This is a genomic window from Bacillus sp. MHSD_36 (genome assembly GCF_030757775.1).
GTDB lineage: Bacteria > Bacillota > Bacilli > Bacillales > Bacillaceae_G > Bacillus_A.
Genome location: NZ_JAVBIS010000006.1, coordinates 52,054 through 69,620, shown reverse-complemented (window position 1 = coordinate 69,620; position 17,567 = coordinate 52,054). Strand labels below are relative to the sequence as shown.

Below are 17,567 nucleotides of genomic sequence, written 5' to 3'. Positions count from 1 at the left end.
CTAACATACTATATTTTTAAAGTTTATATATTTAGAATAGTGTAAATATATGGAACATTGATTCTATTAGCCTCTTTGTTCTCTCTCGTTATCTATCACTCTATTTTTATTATACTCCTTCAAAATAAGTAGTAATCATTTATTATTTGACAATAATGTAACGATGTAAGAAACCTCAATGATGCCGTATACATATTCAGTTATTAATTTACACATTACTTTAGAGATATATTCTTTTTATAAAAAAACAGCTGCAGGCATTTAGCCAGCAGCTGGGTAACTTATAAATAACTTAGAAAATAAATCATCTGTCGTTTCCGTAATTTTATCAAACAGATCACTTTCTTCCGCTTCTTGCTCTTTTAACACCTTAATTGTTTCACGTGCATCTTCAGGGTAATCGGTAATGATACCATCTACGTTTAACTTATAATATCCCTTTAAACTTTCCATATCATTTACTGTCCATACGTAAATTGGCTTGTTTAACTTCCTTGCTTCTCTTACTAACTTCTTATTTAACATATATTCTTCCGCTACATAAAAATCAGCTTTCACATTCTTTAAGTTAGCTCTACTTGCATATAGTATATATCCGACTTTTATATCTGAATTTGCACGCTTAAACTCTTTAATAAGCGGGTAATGTAACGTTTGAATAACACATTGCTTCTCAAATTCATTATCTTTAATCGTTTTTAATACTTTATTTACAAAATCTTTTTCGCCACCATGAAGCTTCACTTCAATATTAAGTTTGATTTTCCCCTTTGCCAGCTTAATGATCTCATCAAGTGTACTGATTTGTCCTGAAAACCCATCTTGACTAAGGGTAAGTTGTCTTAACTCGTCCATCGTTAAATCTGAAACATGAACATTAGCATTAGCAAGACGTTTTAGCTTCAAATCATGTATTACTGCTAATTCACCGTCTTTTGTTTGTAGTACATCAATTTCAGCATAGTCTGCTTTCGCATCAATAGCTCCCTGCACAGCTTCTTTCGTGTTCTCTACACCTTTTGAAATATAACCGCGATGAGCCATAATAATTGGTTCTTTATATGTGTTTGTAATAAAGGTCACAATGAAGGCAACAACCATTCCCGCAGTAATAATTCCTACAATATATACACCAATAAATTTCCACCGATGTTTTTGGAAGAAACATTTATCTGCCTTCGTCTTTGAATAATCTAATCCTTCTTCTAATAAAACATCTTCAACCGAAACCTTTTGTAAATACAGTCTTGTTAACGCCATAATATAGAACGGCGTCATAATAAAGCTAAATAGATACAATGTACTGGTTAAGAAGACTGAAATAGTTGACTCTGCTAGTAGTGCAAATGTCCCTTTTGGGTTTGTAAATTCATATACTCCCCACAGACAAAGTAAATAAATTCCTATACACAAAAGAAAAACAATCCCTACAGATATGAAAAAACCTACTAAAAAGAACAACACTTTAAAGAAGCTTTCTTTTACTAAGTTCGCACTTTTTCGTGCTGCCGTACGGAACGGCTTCTCCTCTAAAACGATAATAGGTAAAACAAAAATCCACCGAAGATTCAAATAGGCAACTACAGCAAAGAAAGTATAATATCCAACTTGCCCCATTGTTGTCTTAAATAGTTCACCTGTAATAAAATTAGGAATTTGAATTTCAGGAATCAATGCAGATTTATATCCCATACTTAATAGTGGTAATAGTACAACTGCATACAAAACAAATCCAGGTAAGCAATATGTAAACAGAGAAGGTAAATACGTTACTGTTTTATATAAAATTGGACGTAATCTCACCTTTTGCCTTTTATGAGCGAAGTACGAAATGATAATAAGTACTGCAAACTCTGTAAAAATCAGGAACAATGCCAATATAGATAAAATTACAATCGCTAAAATCCCGTATGGTGTTTTCAAAAATGCTAATAACTCATCATTTGTTGCGTTTGCATACCCACCAAAGTACAACAACTTATTGAAAATAATACCGAAAAGTGGGATAAACACAATCGCTGCTAATAATTTATAAGCAAGTTGGAATGTTAACACATTCCAAAAAGCAAATCTAACAGTTTGAAAGGAATGTCTCATTACTCCTGGTATAGATAGTCTTTTACGGTGTTGCATATATTCCTCCACATTCTAAAACGATATTTGAGATGGATTCCACATTTCCATTTCTAACCCATCCCTTTAATAATAATATATTCCGCTTAACATGAACACTCTTATACATACAATGAAAAAAGTGATGGCTACTTCCCATCACTTTTTCATTGACTCTATTTTTTCTCTAATCCTTGTCCAAATGCTTTCAAGAAGCTAAAACCAAATGTGATGGCTCTATTGATATCTGGATCTTTTAACACTTTAAAGAAATCCATCACTTTTGTTTTTTTACCACTCTTTAATTCATCTGTTGCAAATTGCAATCCAGTGACTAAACTCGATGTAATTTGTTTTGTTACTTCTGGGTCAACTGAGGTTAGTGCTTCCCCCGCTCCCATCATATTGTTGAGTGCATTTTTAACTGGTTTACGATTTAATTGCTCGACAGCAATTTTTGAAACATCTTCCTTCGCAGCAAGTAAACTAATCGCTGCATCTAATATACCAGCCTTCTGCAACTGTGCTAGAAGCTGCATCGTTTCTTCTACTGCTTCACGATTATTAGATAGCTCATTTAGAAGTTCATCTGCTACTTGCTGTTTCTGTTCTTCCTCTGTTACAACTTTCTTTTTAATTAACGTAATTTCTTTCGCCACTATCTCCGCCCCCTAGTCCACAAGTGATACGTATTGTTTTCTTTGCCATTTTTGCTCAATTTCAACACCATTTTGCGGATTACGCTGTTTATCTCGTGGGTTTGAAGATGGTAACGGACGGTTTCCTTTTTCACGTAATACACGCATTTTCACCATCGTTTGTTTATACGCCGGTGTACACGTATACAGGTCTGTTGCCGTCCCAGTTAAAATATTAATCGCTTCTTCATTTATCGTTGCATGCATCGGTAAATATAGTTCTTTCCCCGTTACACGATCAGTAATAAGCGCTTGTACTTTAATCTTTCCAAATGGTGATGCTAATTCTACAAGACCACCATCTTTCACATTACGCTCTATAGCGAGTTCAGGTGAAATTTCAACGAATACTTCAGATACTTTAGATAAAATACCAGCTGACTTATTCGTCATATTCCCTTCATGGAAATGTTCTAGCATACGTCCATTATTTAAAAGTAAATCATACTCATCTGGTGCTACAACCGGTGGTACCCATTCATCTAATGATAAACGAGCGAGTTTATCTGGGAAGTTAAATCCGTCTACATATAATAGCGGTGTATCGCTACCGTCATGACTACCCCAACATAAACTATTCCATCCTTCTAGACGGTCGTACGTTGCTTGAGAGTATAACGGTGCAAGTGATGCGATTTCGTCCATAATTTCACTTGGACTTTCGTAATTCCAATCACCGCCGAGTGCACGAGCAACTTTTTGTAAAATCCACCAATCTGGTTTTGAATCACCAAGCGGTTTCAATACTTCATATAATCTTTGAATACGGCGCTCTGTATTCGTAAACGTTCCTTCTTTTTCTAAGCTTGGTGCCGCTGGCAAAATAACATCAGCAAAACGGGCTGTTTTTGATAGGAACATATCTTGAACAACGAGGAAGTCTAAATTCGCTAAAATATGTTGCACATGGTTCGCATTGGAATCGACTAAAGCCATTTCTTCACCCATGACATACATACCACGTAGTTTTCCTTCTTCTGCCGCAAGTAACATTGCAATATTGTTTAATCCTGGTGCTTTTGGAATCGTTGTGCCGTATGCTTTTTCAAACTTCGCACGAAGCGTATCATCTGATACCGCTTGATAACCAGGAAGCCAGTTTGGTAATGTTGCCATATCACAAGCACCTTGTACGTTATTATGCCCTCGTAATGGATATGCGCCTGCACCAGGACGACGATAGTTGCCTGTAACAAGCAGTAAATTTGAAATGGCTGCAGATGTTGTACTTCCTCCTGTATTTTGCGTTACACCCATTCCCCAAAGTATACAAGTACCATCTGCTTCATATACCATACGAGCCATTTCTTTCAGATTTTCTTTCGAAATCCCCGTAATTTCTTCTGTATAATCAAGCGTATACTTTTCTAACATTTTGCTATATTCATCAAAGTTCTTCACATTTTCAGCTAAAAACTTTTTATCGTGCCAATCTTGATCAATAATATATTTCGTAATACCAGCAAGCCATACGTAATCCGTACCCTGGCGCGGATGAATAAATAAATCCGCACGCTCTGCCATTTCATGTTTGCGAAGGTCTGCTACAATCAGTTTTTGCTCGTGTAATTTATGAGCACGTTTTACACGCGTCGCAAGTACAGGATGTCCTTCTGTTGGATTCGCACCAACGATAATAACAAGGCCTGCTTCAGCTATATCTTTCACTGTTCCAGCGTCCCCGCCCATACCGACAGTTTTAAATAAACCATCTGTTGCTGGAGATTGACAATAACGAGAACAATTGTCCACATTATTCGTTCCATATATTTGCCGAGCTAGTTTTTGCATAAGGTAGTTTTCTTCATTCGTTACTTTCGATGAAGAAATAAATCCAAATGCATCGCTACCATATTCAGATTTAATATACTGCATGTTAGAAGCAACAACTTCAAGAGCCTCTTCCCAAGTAGCTTCAACAAACATATCTCCTTGGCGAATTAATGGCTTCGTAATGCGATCTTCACTATTTACAAAGTCCCATCCAAATTTTCCTTTTACACATGTGGAAATACCATTAACAGGTGCATCTGAAACTGGTTGAACTTTTAGTATATGGCGATCTTTCGTCCATACTTCGAATGAACAACCGACACCACAAAATGTACAAACTGTTTTTGTTTTATTCACTTTCGTCCTACGCATCGCAGCCTCTACTTCCGAAACCGCTAAAATACTACTATATCCAGGCTCTACATCCTTTACAAAATCAATCATCGGATCTAACACATCTGGTTTTAATCCAGTCATGAATCCAGCTTCACCTAACATTGATTTTTCCATTAACGCATTACATGGACATACTGTTACACACTGCCCGCAACTTACACAAGACGAGTCATTAATGCTTACACCATGATCCCATATAACACGTGGACGATCTAAGCTCCAATCTATTGATATAGTTTCGTTAACTTGTAAGTTTTGACATACTTCTACACACTGTCCACAAGCAATACATTGATTTGGATCATATCGATAAAAAGGATGTGACATATCCACTTCACAAGCACTTACTTTCGGCTCATACGGATATTTCTGTTCTTCAATCCCCATCATATGTACCGTGTTATGGACTTTACAGTTACCATTATTGTTATCACAAACAGTACAATACAATAAATGATTCTCTAATATTCGATCCATTGCCTCTGTCTGTGCCTCTTTTGCACGCTGGGACTGTCTTTCGATATGCATACCATTCTCTAATTTCGTTGAACAAGCACGCATTAACTTCCCATTGACTTCTACAACACACGTATCACAAGTTTGAATTGGATCTACTTCTGGTACATGACAAATTTGAGGATGTTCCAAATTACTCTCGTTAAATAATTGTAGTATCGTCTTTTCACCCGATGCGGAAAATTCTTTACCATCCACGGTTACATGGACTGTCTGTTCTGCCATAGTTTCCCCTCTCCTTACAACCAACTGTACAAAATACGATTATGAATCCGTTTTCAAAATCGCGTTACTGTACATATTTTTGAAACGCTCTGCGCAAATACTTTTCTTATGAAGTCGATTCTAGATGTTATAAGGTATAACTACGAAAGCTTAAAAATATCACTATTCTACTGTTCTATTATATCGTACATATACAATAATAACCAAAATAATCTGTGATCTTCTTGCTAATAGGTGTTTTTATTTCCCCATTGTTTTATGATAAATATGGGAGAGAAATACATATAAAAGGGGAATTTAATATGGGGCCTACGCAAGAGACTTATACAATTGTACGCTATCAATCTGGTACATTTTCAAAACAGCTTGATGAGATTGTTACAGAATCTCCTATTACGATTAAATTGAATGGTGAAGAATATGTAACAGTCGTATGCACACCAAATTATATTGAAGATATGGTAATTGGTTTTTTAATTTCTGAAGGAATTATTTCTTCCTATAAAGATGTTGAAGAACTATGGGTTCAAAAAGATAACGGAATTGTCCATGTAACATCATCAAAAATAAATCCGCTCTATCAAAATTTATATAATAAACGATACATTACTTCTTGCTGCGGAAAAGGTAGACAAGGTTTTATTTTCGTTAACGACGCAGCAAAGGCAAAAGATTTACATGATATACACGTGAAAATTACTCCTGAAGAATGCTTTCACTTAATGAATACTTTGCAACAATCTTCCACTACATTTCGCCAAACTGGCGGTGTTCACAATACCGCACTATGCGATCGAAACAATATCCTCCTATCAAGAATGGATATTGGAAGACATAACGCATTAGATAAAATATATGGCCATTGTTTGCGCAACGATATATCCGTTAAAGGAAAAATCATTGCATTTAGCGGACGCATTTCATCCGAAATTTTACTCAAAGTTTCAAAAATCGGATGCGAAATTGTTCTATCTAAATCTGCTCCAACAAAACTAGCATTGCAACTCGCTCACGATTTAGGCATTACAGTTGTAGGATTTATTAGAAATGGATCTTGTAATATTTACACACATCCACATCGAATTGATGGTTATCAATCGAATAACTAAAATAACTCCTCAATCGAGAAGTTATTTTAGTTATGAAAATGTAATATATCAAATACTTGAATAGTTAATAAAGTTAATATATAATTTCATTACATATTAAAAAACAAAACATTGTAGCATATATCTTTTCATTCTTTTACAAATTAAAAGAGACTGCTAACAAAACGCATACACAATTTTATAAAAGTATTGGATCTATTTTATCCCGCTTTAATGGGCAGTAAGACCCCCACCTCAAAATGCAGCGAAAGCACAGAATTTTGAGGTGGGATCAACTGCCCATTAAAGTCCGATTGGTGAGGGCTGATAATCAGTGGGGATGAAGAAAACCCCCACTGATTAAAGTTTCACTTTATTTGAAATCGACCAAGGAGGTTACAACTATGGAAATTCGCTTATTAACGACAGAGGACGCAGAAATATATTTAAAAGTTTGTATGGAAGGTTTAACGAAGAACCCGGAAGCTTTTAGCTCTTCTTATGAAGATGTTCTTAAACATGAGAATCCTGTAGCTGCTATGGCAAAACGATTAAGCAATCCGGATAAGTATACTCTAGGGGTCTTCAAAGATAACGATTTAATCGGCATTGCTACTTTAGAAACAAAGCCTTTCATTAAACAAGAACATAAAGCAAAAATCGGTTCCGTTTTTGTTTCCCCAAAAGCGCGTAGCCTTGGAGCAGGAAGAGCTCTCATTAAAGCAATTATCGAAAATGCCGATAAATTACATGTAGAACAACTTATGCTCGATGTTGTAGTTGGTAACGATGCCGCAAAAAAATTATATGAGTCATTAGGCTTCCAAACTTACGGCGTACAAGAGCGTTCATTAAAACATAATGGCCAATATTGGGACGAGGAACATATGGTTCTGTTCTTAAATGATTAATACTTCAATATAGTTTTTAAAAGCATCTTCTTATTAAGAAAGGTGCTTTTTTCATTACAACAATGTAATCTTCATGTCACCTTTATCGATCGTACCAAACCTTTCCATTCATTATACTAAAAGCATAAAGCAACACTTTAATTAGTGAGGCACTAATTATGAAATGAACGTATAGCATTCAATTGATAGGTAGAGGAGAATGTGACATGAAACAAAACAAACGAGCTATGCTTTTAATATGTACTACAGCAATCGTAACTTCTGGGTTAGCAATTTTACCTTGGTTTATTATATGAACACTCCCCTAACAACGAAAAAAGCTTATTGCTTCTTAAGAAGCAATAAGCTTTTTTTATATTATAAAATCCCCAAAATTTTATTTACACAACTTATAATAATAACCATAGATACGGCAACGCACATGACAACCGTATTACGATCTTGCTTTTCTTTTTTTGAAATTTCTTCTTTTGGATTCATGTGTATGATCTCCTTTTAAAAAAAGTGTGAGATAGGAATTTTTTCTTATCCGATGCGAGGTGAATACGAAAAACCTCTCTATCTCACATACACAATAGAATGGAATTGTCATTTTATAAATAAAATGACATGACGTTATGTCGCAACATAGGGTATTTTGTGTCGCTACGTTTTCTATTATAAAAAATAGTTGTGCAAAACTAGTGCATTTTTTATGTCAATTACTCTGAGCGAAAAATAACTCTTCCACCCAATCACATAAAAAGAGTTTTTTATTATTTTCATGTAAACTATACAAGTAGAATGAACAGTTTGGGGTGCACAAGATTATGGTAAAAATTTTATTAGTAGACGATGAAGAACGCATGTTACGATTATTAGATCTGTTCTTAAGTCCTCGTGGCTATTTTTGTATGAAAGCTACCTCTGGCCTTGAAGCACTAAAGTTAATAGAACAAAAAGACTTCGATATTATTTTATTAGATGTTATGATGCCGAATATGGATGGATGGGATACTTGCTATCAAATCCGTCAAATTTCCAACATTCCGATCATCATGCTCACAGCTCGTAATCAAAACTATGATATGGTGAAAGGTCTCACTATGGGCGCGGACGACTATATTACAAAACCATTTGATGAGCATGTATTAGTCGCAAGAATCGAGGCTATATTACGCCGTACAAAGAAAGACGGATTCGTTAGCTTCAATGGTATTGAGTGGGATAAAACGAAACATACTGTCACAGTATATGACGAAAAAATCTCACTAACTCCTATCGAATTTTCGTTACTTGGACTATTTTTACAAAATACAAACCGTGCTTATAGCCGAGATGATTTAATTGAGAAGATTTGGGGCTATGAAACAGACATCGAATATAGAACAATCGATTCACATATTCGCAATATCCGCGATAAATTACGTAAAAAAGGATTTCCAGTTGAAGATTACTTAGAAACTGTCTATAAGGTCGGCTATAAATGGAAAAGTGAATAATTACTTCGGTCAGTGGAAATACCATACCACTGACCATTTATTATGAATAAGGTATGGTGAGAACATGAGCAAACTTTCCCTTAAAATCGGGACATACTTCTTAATATTAGCCTTATGTATTGAAACAATTGCTTTCGTCTCCTTTTATAAAAGCCTTTCAAAAATGCGTGTTGAAGAAGAAACCGTTGCTCTATTAGAAAAAGGTAATCGGTATCGTGATAAGATTGTAAACCGTGCAAAATGGAATGAGAGATGGAATGAATACTCTAAACAACAGCAATACACAGAACGTCCTAAACATCCTCGGTATCAGGATTTCACTATCGAGCATGCAGCTGAAGATTTAATCGGTTCCGAATTAATCGCTAATACTGATATTACAATCATTATAACTGACACTAACGGCAAAGTTATTTCTAACTCAGAACCCGTAACAAAAGAAATGCAAAAACAACTTACTTGTAAAACAGAACCTATCCCAAAAAGCGGATTAATAATTGAGAGAAATTGGAAAGAATCGAAATTTATCTCAACAGTAAGTCCAATTGAAATTCAAGGATTTCAAGGTAAGTTATATATGTTATTAAAAACATCTTTCTTAGAAAGAATGTTACTTAAACTCATGAATCAATTTCTTATCATTAGTGTATTGACGATTATTTTAACAACTATTTCTGTCTTTGTTTTTTCTCGTGTTATTACAGAACCGCTTATAAAAATGAAGAGAGCAACAGAAAAAATGTCAAAATTAAATACGCCAATTCAATTAGGTATAAAACGAAATGATGAACTTGGAAGTCTAGCAAAAACGATTGAAGATTTATCCAGTGAACTGACTTATATGAAAAAAGAACGCAATGAATTTCTCGCTAGTGTTGCCCATGAACTATTAACTCCATTGACCTATATGAAAGGGTATGCGAAGGTAGCAAAGAGAGACTCTTTAACGAAAGAAGAGCGAGAAGAATACTTGCAAATCATTGAGGATGAAACAGATAGTGTTACCGATCTCGTCCAAGATTTATTTATGCTTGTACAATTAGAACAACACCAGTTTGTTATAAAAAAACAAAAAGTGCTACTTAAACCATTTTTAGAAAGAATGATTGAAAAAACAAAAACAACATTAACAAATAAACAAATGCAACTCCATGTATACTGCAAAGATGATTTAGAAGTTTGCATAGACGAAAGACGTATGGAACAAGTTATGTTAAATTTATTACACAATGCTTATCAACATTCGCCAGAAAACACATCTATTACGATACGTGTACTCACGGAAACAGATTCTTTTACAATAAGTGTAGACGATGAAGGAGAAGGTATTCCTGAAGAAGATATCTCACATATTTTCGATCGTTTTTATCGCGTTGATAAATCCAGAACGAGAGCTACTGGAGGAAAAGGTATCGGGCTAGCTGTTGCAAAAGAAATTGTAGAATTGCATAACGGTTCCATTCTAGTAACAAGCCAATTAGGAGTAGGAACAAACTTTATAATTGAACTACCTTTTGAATAAGATGCGTGTGAAAACACCAGTAGTAGTAAACACTACTGGTGTTATTTTGTTCATAAAATCTATTCATTTAAGCTAAGCTTTTGAAATTATTCTTATTTCAATATAAAATAAAGTGAAACTTTAATCCATGGAAAGGTTCACCCATGGATTATTAGTTGAACCAATCGGGCATTTACGGGCAGTTATCTCCCACCTAGCTTTCGCGCATTCGCCGAATTTTAAGGTTGGAGTCTTACTGCCCGCGAATAGCGGGGTAAAGGTACATTTGTCAAAGATTTGGAGGGTGATATAATTGGATATCCATGTATTAACAAAAGATGAAGCGGAAATTTACTTAGAACTTCGTGTAGAAGGATTAAAGCAAAACCCTGAAGCTTTCAGCTCTTCTTATGAAGATATTATTAATAAAGAGTGTGCGATTGAATATAAAGCACAAAAATTAGCACAAGATGAAAACTATACGCTAGGTGCATTTAAAGATGGACAATTAATCGGGGTTGCAACACTGGAAACGAAACCATATGTAAAACAAGAACATAAAGCTAAAATCGGTTCTGTATATGTGTCTCCAAAAGCACGCGGACTTGGAGCAGGAAAAGCACTTATTAAAGAATGTCTTGAACTTGCTAAATCTTTAGAAGTAGAACAAGTTATGCTTGATGTTGTTGTCGGCAACGATGGAGCAAAAAAACTTTATGAATCATTAGGATTTAAAACATTTGGTGTACAAGAACGTTCATTAAAATATAACGGACAATATTGGGACGAAGAGCATATGGTCTTATTCTTAGATGAAAATAAATAATAAAAAACATCCTCTCATGTATGAGGATGTTTTTATTTTTTTCTAAACCACGCTGTATTTAATAGTTGGATCGCTTCTGCAATTTCTTCTTCTGATAAAATCGCAAATCCAAGTAAAACTACATTTTCAGGTGCAGTACCGTCTTTATAGTACGTAGAAACAGGATATATTTTAATACTATATTTTGCTGCTTCTTTAATTAGTTCTTCTTCTCGCATTCCATTATGCACTTGTAATAAAATATGTAATCCCGAATCTTCCCCTATCACTTCAACACGATTAGAAAAATATTTTTCTATTTCAAAGACAAGTCGATCCCTCTTTTTTCGGTAGACGACACGCATTTTATGAATATGTTTTTCCCAATACCCTTCATTTAAAAACTTTCTAATTACTTCTTGGTCCATTCTTGAAACACTTTGTGTATAAAAGAAATATTCCTTTTGATATTTTTCAATTAAATTCTTTGGTAATACTATATAACTCATCCGTAATGAGGGTAACAAAGCTTTTGATAGCGTCCCCATATAAATAACTTTCCCATCCGTATCTAATCCTTGTAGTGCCGGAATTGGCTTTCCTGAATAGCGAAATTCACTATCGTAATCATCTTCAATAATATATCTATCTTCTTCTTTCTTTGCCCATTGTAATAGCTGCATTCTTCTCGTAATAGGCATAATCATTCCATATGGGAATTGATGAGAAGGCGTTACAAATACAACATTTGCATCACTATTTTCTAAATCTGCCATACAAATTCCGTCCCTATCTAAAGACAACATTTGAACCTTCTTTTCTCCTTGTTCAAAAACAACCATTTTCCTATGATAACCTGGGTTTTCAACTGCATAATTACTTCCCTTCAACAATTGAAAAAGTAACTTCACTAATATTTGTGTTCCCGCTCCTAATACAATTTGACTAGCTGAACAACGCACACCTCTAGATTCATACAAATAGTTGACAATTTCCTCCCTCAGGCTCAATTCCCCTTGAGGATGTCCAAGAAAAAGCAATTCATTATTATGTGGCTGCCATACATCATTTATAAGCTTGCGGTATATGGTGAATGGAAAAGTATGCGTATCAACTCCTGTTTGGGTGAAATCAAACGTATAGTTTTCCTCCCTAAACGGAACCTCTTCTACTTTCTCTTCACTTCCTTCTACATAAATCATTTGTTCAACTTTACATACAAAATAACCTTTTCTCGATGCCGACTCAATATAACCTTCTGCAAGTAATTGCTCGTAAGCCGCTTCTACTGTATTCTTACTCACTTGTAAATAGCTCGCCAGCTTTCTTTTTGCAGGTAATTTTGTTAAAGCCGGAATCGTTCCATCTTTAATCTCTTTTTTTATATACTCATACAATTGCACGTACAATGCTCTTTTACTATTCACATTTAGATTAGGCGTTAATTCTAACATAATATCTGACCCCTTAATAAAACTAAAATCTGATACTTTTTACAGTACCAGATTTTATATATAATTCCTTTTATCATGTCACACATAAAAAATCAAATACCGGAGAGGAGAAACATGATAATGAACAATGGTAGACGTATCGGACTCATTATGATTATTACAGGGGCTACATTATGGGGATTATCTGGCCCGATGATCCAGTGGCTATTTCAACATACTAACGTATCATCAGTTGATTTTTTAACAATTCGCTTATTGCTTGCAGGAATATTTATCTTGTCTTTCTTACTTATAAAGAAACAAAACATATTTCAAATTTGGAAGCACCCTAGATATTCTATACAACTTATTATTTTCTCTATTCTCGGCATGCTTGGTGCGCAATACGCCTTTATTGAAACAGTTCATATTAGTAATGCGGTTACAGCGACATTATTTCAATTTCTTGGCCCTGTTCTTATTACCATTTATGTCGCATTTGGACAAAAAAAATTCCCAGCGTCTATGCAACTGCTCGCAATTATAACAGCACTAACGGGGACATACTTTATTATTACAAATGGTTCAATTGAAAATATTGTTTTATCAAAAGAAGCCATTATTTTCGGCCTATTAACAGCAATTGGATTTGCATTTTATACCCTTCATCCAGCCTTTCTTATTAAAGCATGCGGAACAACTGTAGTAATTGGCTGGGGGATGTTAATCGGTGGCATCACTCTGCTTATTTGTAATCGCTCGTTTGGATGGAATCAGCTTGCACAAACTTTTACACCAAAAACTTTTTCTATGCTTATTCTTATCATCATAAGTGGCACTCTTTCTTTCCTCCTTTATATCGGTAGTCTGAAATATTTAGCAGCAACAGAAACAAGCATTTTATCTAGTATTGAACCACTTGTAGCTGCCATCGTTTCAATCGCTTGGCTGAATGAATCCTTTGGAGCCTATCAATTACTAGGCGGCCTATGTATCGTTCTTTCTGTTATTTTTTTGACGATGCCACAAAAAGAGAATGAACCTACCTTTTCAACTGAACAAATATAGAAAATGTCAAAAGAGGTCGTACAAAACTTACGACCTCTTTTGATGTTTTAAAGGAATTGTCCCGCTTTCTAGCAAATACAATTACACTAACAGTAAAAATTAGGAGTGTGACACCATGAAAAAAATTGGAACTATGCTACTTTTCTCCTTTCTCATCGCTGGATGTACACAAGCGCAACCTGATTTAGAAAAACCTAAAAAAGAAGCTATCGCCACGTCATCCACTCAAGTTAATGCACCTTCCTTCTTTCATCTTAGCGTTTTAAAAGATGTAAATTGGGAAGAAACACCCTCCTTCATACAAGAAAAAACACCTTTAAAAGGTATCGAAGAAAAAATCGCAATGGCTGATAGCCCCATTATCGCAAACGAAAAAAATGAAATGATGTGGTACTTTTTAGATCCTGAAATGCCAACTGGAAAACTATCTATTATTGCACTAAAGCAAGGATCAGTAACTCCAACACCCGTACTCTTTCAACAAGAAACTTCCAAACCAACTTGGACTACTTCAAATACAATTGATTCGACTACAAGCGAACTTCCTCTCACTATGTCACTACCTTCATCTGGATTATGGGTATTAAACATATATGTAAATGAAAAATATTATGATCAGTTTGTAATTACTGCTGAGTAAAGTGACAGAGCTAAAGCAGTTTCTTACAACAATGTAATTTCCACGTCATATACTTCGATAGTTTAAGTATCTCTCTTCTCTTATACTTAAAGTAAGAAATGACACGAGGAGAGATGAGAGATGAAAAAAATGATAGAAGTGATCATAGCAGTAACTGAGGCTTTAGTAAATGGTAAACAAATTGCAATGGAATTAAATAAATAGTGAGGAAACATAAATAAATAATTTTACACTTCTTCATTATTTTGATTTCTTATCTCAAAAAAGCAGTGCCTTTTTAGGCACTGCTTTTAGCTATTAATAACTTGGTATTTTCATAATTTGCGCCACGCCTGAATCAATAGCTGCCTTCGCCACAGCTTCAGCAACACTTGGAACAACTCTTTTATCTAATGGATTCGGGATTACATAATTCGCATTACGTTCTTCGTCCGTAATGATGTTAGCGATTCCATACGCTGCCGCTAATTTCATTTCTTCTGTAATATCAGTCGCACGCACATCTAACGCACCGCGGAATATTCCTGGGAACGCCAATACATTATTTACTTGATTCGCATAATCCGAGCGCCCGGTTCCTACTACAGCTGCCCCAGCCTTTAATGCATCCTCTGGGAAGATTTCTGGAATTGGATTCGCCATAGCAAACACAATTGCTTTCTCATTCATCGTCTTTACAAGCTCTTCCGTTAGTACATTAGGAGCAGATACACCGATAAAAATATCAGCTTGATAAATCGCTTCTTTTAACGTTCCACGTACATGTTCTCGATTTGTCTTTTTTGAAACCTCAATTTGCGCTTCGTTCATCCATGCTTCACCTTCACAAACAATACCTTCTAAACTAACTAACGTAATGTGCTTTGCACCAGCCTTTAATAATAATTTTCCAATTGCAATTCCTGCCGAACCCGCACCGTTAATAACAATTTTCACATGATCCATTTGTTTGCTAACAACTTTTAATGCATTAATAACAGCTGCTAAAACGACAATAGCCGTTCCATGTTGATCATCATGGAATACAGGAATACTTGTTTCTTCTTTTAATCGTTTTTCAATTTCAAAACAACGTGGTGCCGCAATGTCTTCTAAGTTAATTCCTGCAAACGTAGGCTCTAAATTTTTCACAAGGGTAACGATTTCATCCACATCAGTCGTACCTAAACATAATGGGAAAGCATCTACATTCGCAAATTTCTTAAATAAAATACTCTTCCCTTCCATAACAGGCATAGCTGCTTTCGGTCCAATGTTCCCTAAACCAAGTACCGCTGTTCCATCTGAGACAACTGCCACCATATTCCCGCGTGCTGTATAGTCATACACTGTTTCTTCATCTGCTGCAATTGCTTTGCAAGACTCCGCTACACCTGGTGTATATGTCAGACTTAGGTCATCCGCTGAATTTACTTCTACTTTACTTGTAATTTCAATTTTTCCTACTAATTCTTTATGCAATAACAATGATCTTTCATTAATTTGATTTTCTAACATACTTATAATCTCCCCTTAATTTGACAAGCTAGCTATATGAATATAGCTAGCTTGTTTGATCATGAAAACATTTTTAATAAAATTGTCGCTGTTACAACCATTGCTGCCCCGCCTAAACGTGTTGAAATTTGTGCGAATGGCATTAATTCCATACGATTTGAAGCTGATAAAATTGCAACATCTCCAGTTCCACCTAAACCGCTATGACATCCAGTTACAATTGCTGATTCAACCGGATACATTTTCATCACTTTCCCTACAAGAAAACCTGACGCTACCATTGTAAGAACAACTGATGCGCACACGACAACATATCCTACTGAAAGAACTGCTGCTACGTCTTTTAGCGGAATATATAGTAATCCTAGTCCAACCATTAAAGGCCAAGTTAAATTCTTCGAAATGAATTTATATAGATGGAATGCTCCTTGCTCCATTTTTGCTGGCATTAATTTAAAGTATTTCACAAGTGCTGCCGAGAAGATCATAATGATTGCCCCAGGAATACCGATGAACTTAGAAGCAAATCCTCCGAAGATGAAGAATGTACACGCAATTAATAAACCTGCTCCCATTAATGAGAAGTCAATTGGCTTCTCTGTATTTTGTTCTTTTAATAACTCGGCTTGATTGTCTGTTTTTACTAATACACCGTTACCACTAATCTCCGGTTTCTTCTCACCTAAACGCTTCATATACCCTGCACTCACGATAGCGAACATATTTCCAATAATAGCCGCTGGAATAAGCTGCGATACAAATGTTGCTGATGATTCATTTAAAATATCACTATAAGCTAGCGACAATGGTAAAATCCCTTCCCCGATACCACCACTCACAATTGGTACGATGATAAAGAAGAATGTTTGCTTCATTTCAAATCCAAATAGTGAACCGACCAATAATCCTACGACTACAGAAGCTAACGTCCCTACCACTAAAGGTATAAACATACGAACGAAACCTTGTACTAACACTTTACGATTCATTCCTAAAATACTTCCGACTACTAAACAAGAAATATATAAATATAAAAAGTTCGATTTTTTCATTAACATAGTCGCAGCTTCCATTGAAGCTGGATTCATCCAGTTAAAAAATACAAGTAATGATGGAATAAATAGCGAAAGTATTGCTGGACCACCGATGTTTTTTAAAATTGGAATTCTCATCCCAATGTCACCTAAGAAAATACCCATGATCATAATAACTGCAAATCCACCAATCATATCTGCTGGCAATTTATTATATACAGATGCCCCATAAATAATAGCAGCCAATACTACATATAACGGTAAAGGTATAACACCGATTTTTACATTCATAATTTTAGAAGCGAAAGATTCTCTTTGTACTGCATTTCCTCCAGAAAATGATACCGCTTCCACATTCTTTTGAATTCCCATATGGCACCCCCTTGTTT

The 17,567-nt window shown here is 35.2% G+C and carries 14 protein-coding genes; 7 read left to right on the top strand and 7 right to left on the bottom strand.

All coding sequences use genetic code 11. The features are described 5' to 3' along the window. Nucleotides 1-261 precede the first annotated feature (261 nt). From Q9B79_RS21830 to fdhF, 3 genes are all read right to left on the bottom strand, one after another. On the bottom strand, nt 262-2,133 hold the full coding sequence (locus Q9B79_RS21830) for a glycerophosphoryl diester phosphodiesterase membrane domain-containing protein (RefSeq protein WP_306187563.1): 1,872 nt from the start codon (nt 2,131-2,133) through the stop codon (nt 262-264). A gap of 155 nt (nt 2,134-2,288) precedes the next feature. Further along, nucleotides 2,289-2,771 (bottom strand): helical membrane plugin domain-containing protein, encoded by a 483-nt coding sequence (locus tag Q9B79_RS21825; protein ID WP_306187561.1) that lies wholly within the window; start codon nt 2,769-2,771, stop codon nt 2,289-2,291. A 12-nt stretch (nt 2,772-2,783) separates the two neighbouring features. Beyond that, nucleotides 2,784-5,720 carry a formate dehydrogenase subunit alpha gene (gene fdhF / locus Q9B79_RS21820; protein WP_306187559.1) on the bottom strand — a complete coding sequence of 979 codons (2,937 nt, stop codon included), beginning with the start codon at nt 5,718-5,720 and terminating at the stop codon, nt 2,784-2,786. 302 nt (nt 5,721-6,022) lie between these two features. Between fdhF and fdhD the strand changes: the two genes are divergently transcribed. Both fdhD and Q9B79_RS21810 read left to right on the top strand, forming a co-directional pair. Then, nucleotides 6,023-6,829 carry a formate dehydrogenase accessory sulfurtransferase FdhD gene (gene fdhD / locus Q9B79_RS21815; protein WP_071758886.1) on the top strand — a complete coding sequence of 269 codons (807 nt, stop codon included), beginning with the start codon at nt 6,023-6,025 and terminating at the stop codon, nt 6,827-6,829. Nucleotides 6,830-7,212: 383 nt separating this feature from the next. After that, nucleotides 7,213-7,719 carry a GNAT family N-acetyltransferase gene (locus Q9B79_RS21810; RefSeq protein WP_306187557.1) on the top strand — a complete coding sequence of 169 codons (507 nt, stop codon included), beginning with the start codon at nt 7,213-7,215 and terminating at the stop codon, nt 7,717-7,719. Between the two features lie 357 nt (nt 7,720-8,076). Here Q9B79_RS21810 and Q9B79_RS21805 read toward each other — a convergent pair whose 3' ends face one another. After that, complete coding sequence (locus tag Q9B79_RS21805) at nt 8,077-8,199, bottom strand: hypothetical protein (RefSeq protein ID WP_001068392.1); 123 nt, start codon at nt 8,197-8,199, stop codon at nt 8,077-8,079. 329 nt (nt 8,200-8,528) lie between these two features. Here Q9B79_RS21805 and Q9B79_RS21800 point away from each other — a divergent pair, with 329 nt between their 5' ends. The 3 genes from Q9B79_RS21800 to Q9B79_RS21790 all read left to right on the top strand — a co-directional run bounded on the left by Q9B79_RS21800 (nt 8,529) and on the right by Q9B79_RS21790 (nt 11,527). Beyond that, nucleotides 8,529-9,200: a response regulator transcription factor gene (locus Q9B79_RS21800; RefSeq protein ID WP_306187554.1), complete on the top strand. Its 672-nt coding sequence runs from the start codon at nt 8,529-8,531 to the stop codon at nt 9,198-9,200. A gap of 64 nt (nt 9,201-9,264) precedes the next feature. Continuing rightward, nucleotides 9,265-10,722, top strand: a complete 1,458-nt coding sequence (locus Q9B79_RS21795; protein WP_306187552.1) for a sensor histidine kinase — start codon at nt 9,265-9,267, stop codon at nt 10,720-10,722. Between the two features lie 292 nt (nt 10,723-11,014). After that, complete coding sequence (locus Q9B79_RS21790; RefSeq protein ID WP_000351216.1) at nt 11,015-11,527, top strand: GNAT family N-acetyltransferase; 513 nt, start codon at nt 11,015-11,017, stop codon at nt 11,525-11,527. Nucleotides 11,528-11,559: 32 nt separating this feature from the next. Here the strand turns inward: Q9B79_RS21790 and pdxR are convergent, their stop codons facing one another. After that, on the bottom strand, nt 11,560-12,960 hold the full coding sequence (pdxR, locus tag Q9B79_RS21785) for a MocR-like pyridoxine biosynthesis transcription factor PdxR (protein ID WP_306187550.1): 1,401 nt from the start codon (nt 12,958-12,960) through the stop codon (nt 11,560-11,562). 120 nt (nt 12,961-13,080) lie between these two features. On the opposite strand from pdxR, the gene Q9B79_RS21780 reads away from it, so the two are divergent. Together Q9B79_RS21780 and Q9B79_RS21775 are read left to right on the top strand one after the other, a co-directional pair. Beyond that, on the top strand, nt 13,081-14,007 hold the full coding sequence (locus Q9B79_RS21780) for a DMT family transporter (protein ID WP_306187548.1): 927 nt from the start codon (nt 13,081-13,083) through the stop codon (nt 14,005-14,007). 115 nt (nt 14,008-14,122) lie between these two features. Further along, entirely contained in the window at nt 14,123-14,647 is a 525-nt protein-coding gene (locus Q9B79_RS21775; protein ID WP_306187546.1) for a DUF4871 domain-containing protein, read from the top strand. Between the two features lie 297 nt (nt 14,648-14,944). On the opposite strand, the gene Q9B79_RS21770 is transcribed toward Q9B79_RS21775, so the two are convergent. After that, complete coding sequence (locus Q9B79_RS21770; RefSeq protein ID WP_306187544.1) at nt 14,945-16,144, bottom strand: NAD(P)-dependent malic enzyme; 1,200 nt, start codon at nt 16,142-16,144, stop codon at nt 14,945-14,947. A 59-nt stretch (nt 16,145-16,203) separates the two neighbouring features. Further along, a complete protein-coding gene (locus Q9B79_RS21765) occupies nt 16,204-17,550 on the bottom strand; it encodes a 2-hydroxycarboxylate transporter family protein (RefSeq protein WP_306187541.1) in 1,347 nt (448 codons plus the stop codon). Nucleotides 17,551-17,567 lie beyond the last annotated feature (17 nt).

Bases quoted from the DNA above. Each gene is read 5' to 3' on its own strand.
- Q9B79_RS21795 (WP_306187552.1), top strand. From the start codon at position 9,265: ATGAGCAAACTTTCCCTTAAAATCGGGACATACTTCTTAATATTAGCC.
- fdhD (WP_071758886.1), top strand. From the start codon at position 6,023: ATGGGGCCTACGCAAGAGACTTATACAATTGTACGCTATCAATCTGGT.
- Q9B79_RS21805 (WP_001068392.1), bottom strand. From the start codon at position 8,199: ATGAATCCAAAAGAAGAAATTTCAAAAAAAGAAAAGCAAGATCGTAAT.
- fdhF (WP_306187559.1), bottom strand. From the start codon at position 5,720: ATGGCAGAACAGACAGTCCATGTAACCGTGGATGGTAAAGAATTTTCC.
- Q9B79_RS21765 (WP_306187541.1), bottom strand. From the start codon at position 17,550: ATGGGAATTCAAAAGAATGTGGAAGCGGTATCATTTTCTGGAGGAAAT.
- Q9B79_RS21830 (WP_306187563.1), bottom strand. From the start codon at position 2,133: ATGCAACACCGTAAAAGACTATCTATACCAGGAGTAATGAGACATTCC.
- Q9B79_RS21800 (WP_306187554.1), top strand. From the start codon at position 8,529: ATGGTAAAAATTTTATTAGTAGACGATGAAGAACGCATGTTACGATTA.
- Q9B79_RS21770 (WP_306187544.1), bottom strand. From the start codon at position 16,144: ATGTTAGAAAATCAAATTAATGAAAGATCATTGTTATTGCATAAAGAA.
- Q9B79_RS21810 (WP_306187557.1), top strand. From the start codon at position 7,213: ATGGAAATTCGCTTATTAACGACAGAGGACGCAGAAATATATTTAAAA.
- Q9B79_RS21775 (WP_306187546.1), top strand. From the start codon at position 14,123: ATGAAAAAAATTGGAACTATGCTACTTTTCTCCTTTCTCATCGCTGGA.
- Q9B79_RS21780 (WP_306187548.1), top strand. From the start codon at position 13,081: ATGAACAATGGTAGACGTATCGGACTCATTATGATTATTACAGGGGCT.
- pdxR (WP_306187550.1), bottom strand. From the start codon at position 12,960: ATGTTAGAATTAACGCCTAATCTAAATGTGAATAGTAAAAGAGCATTG.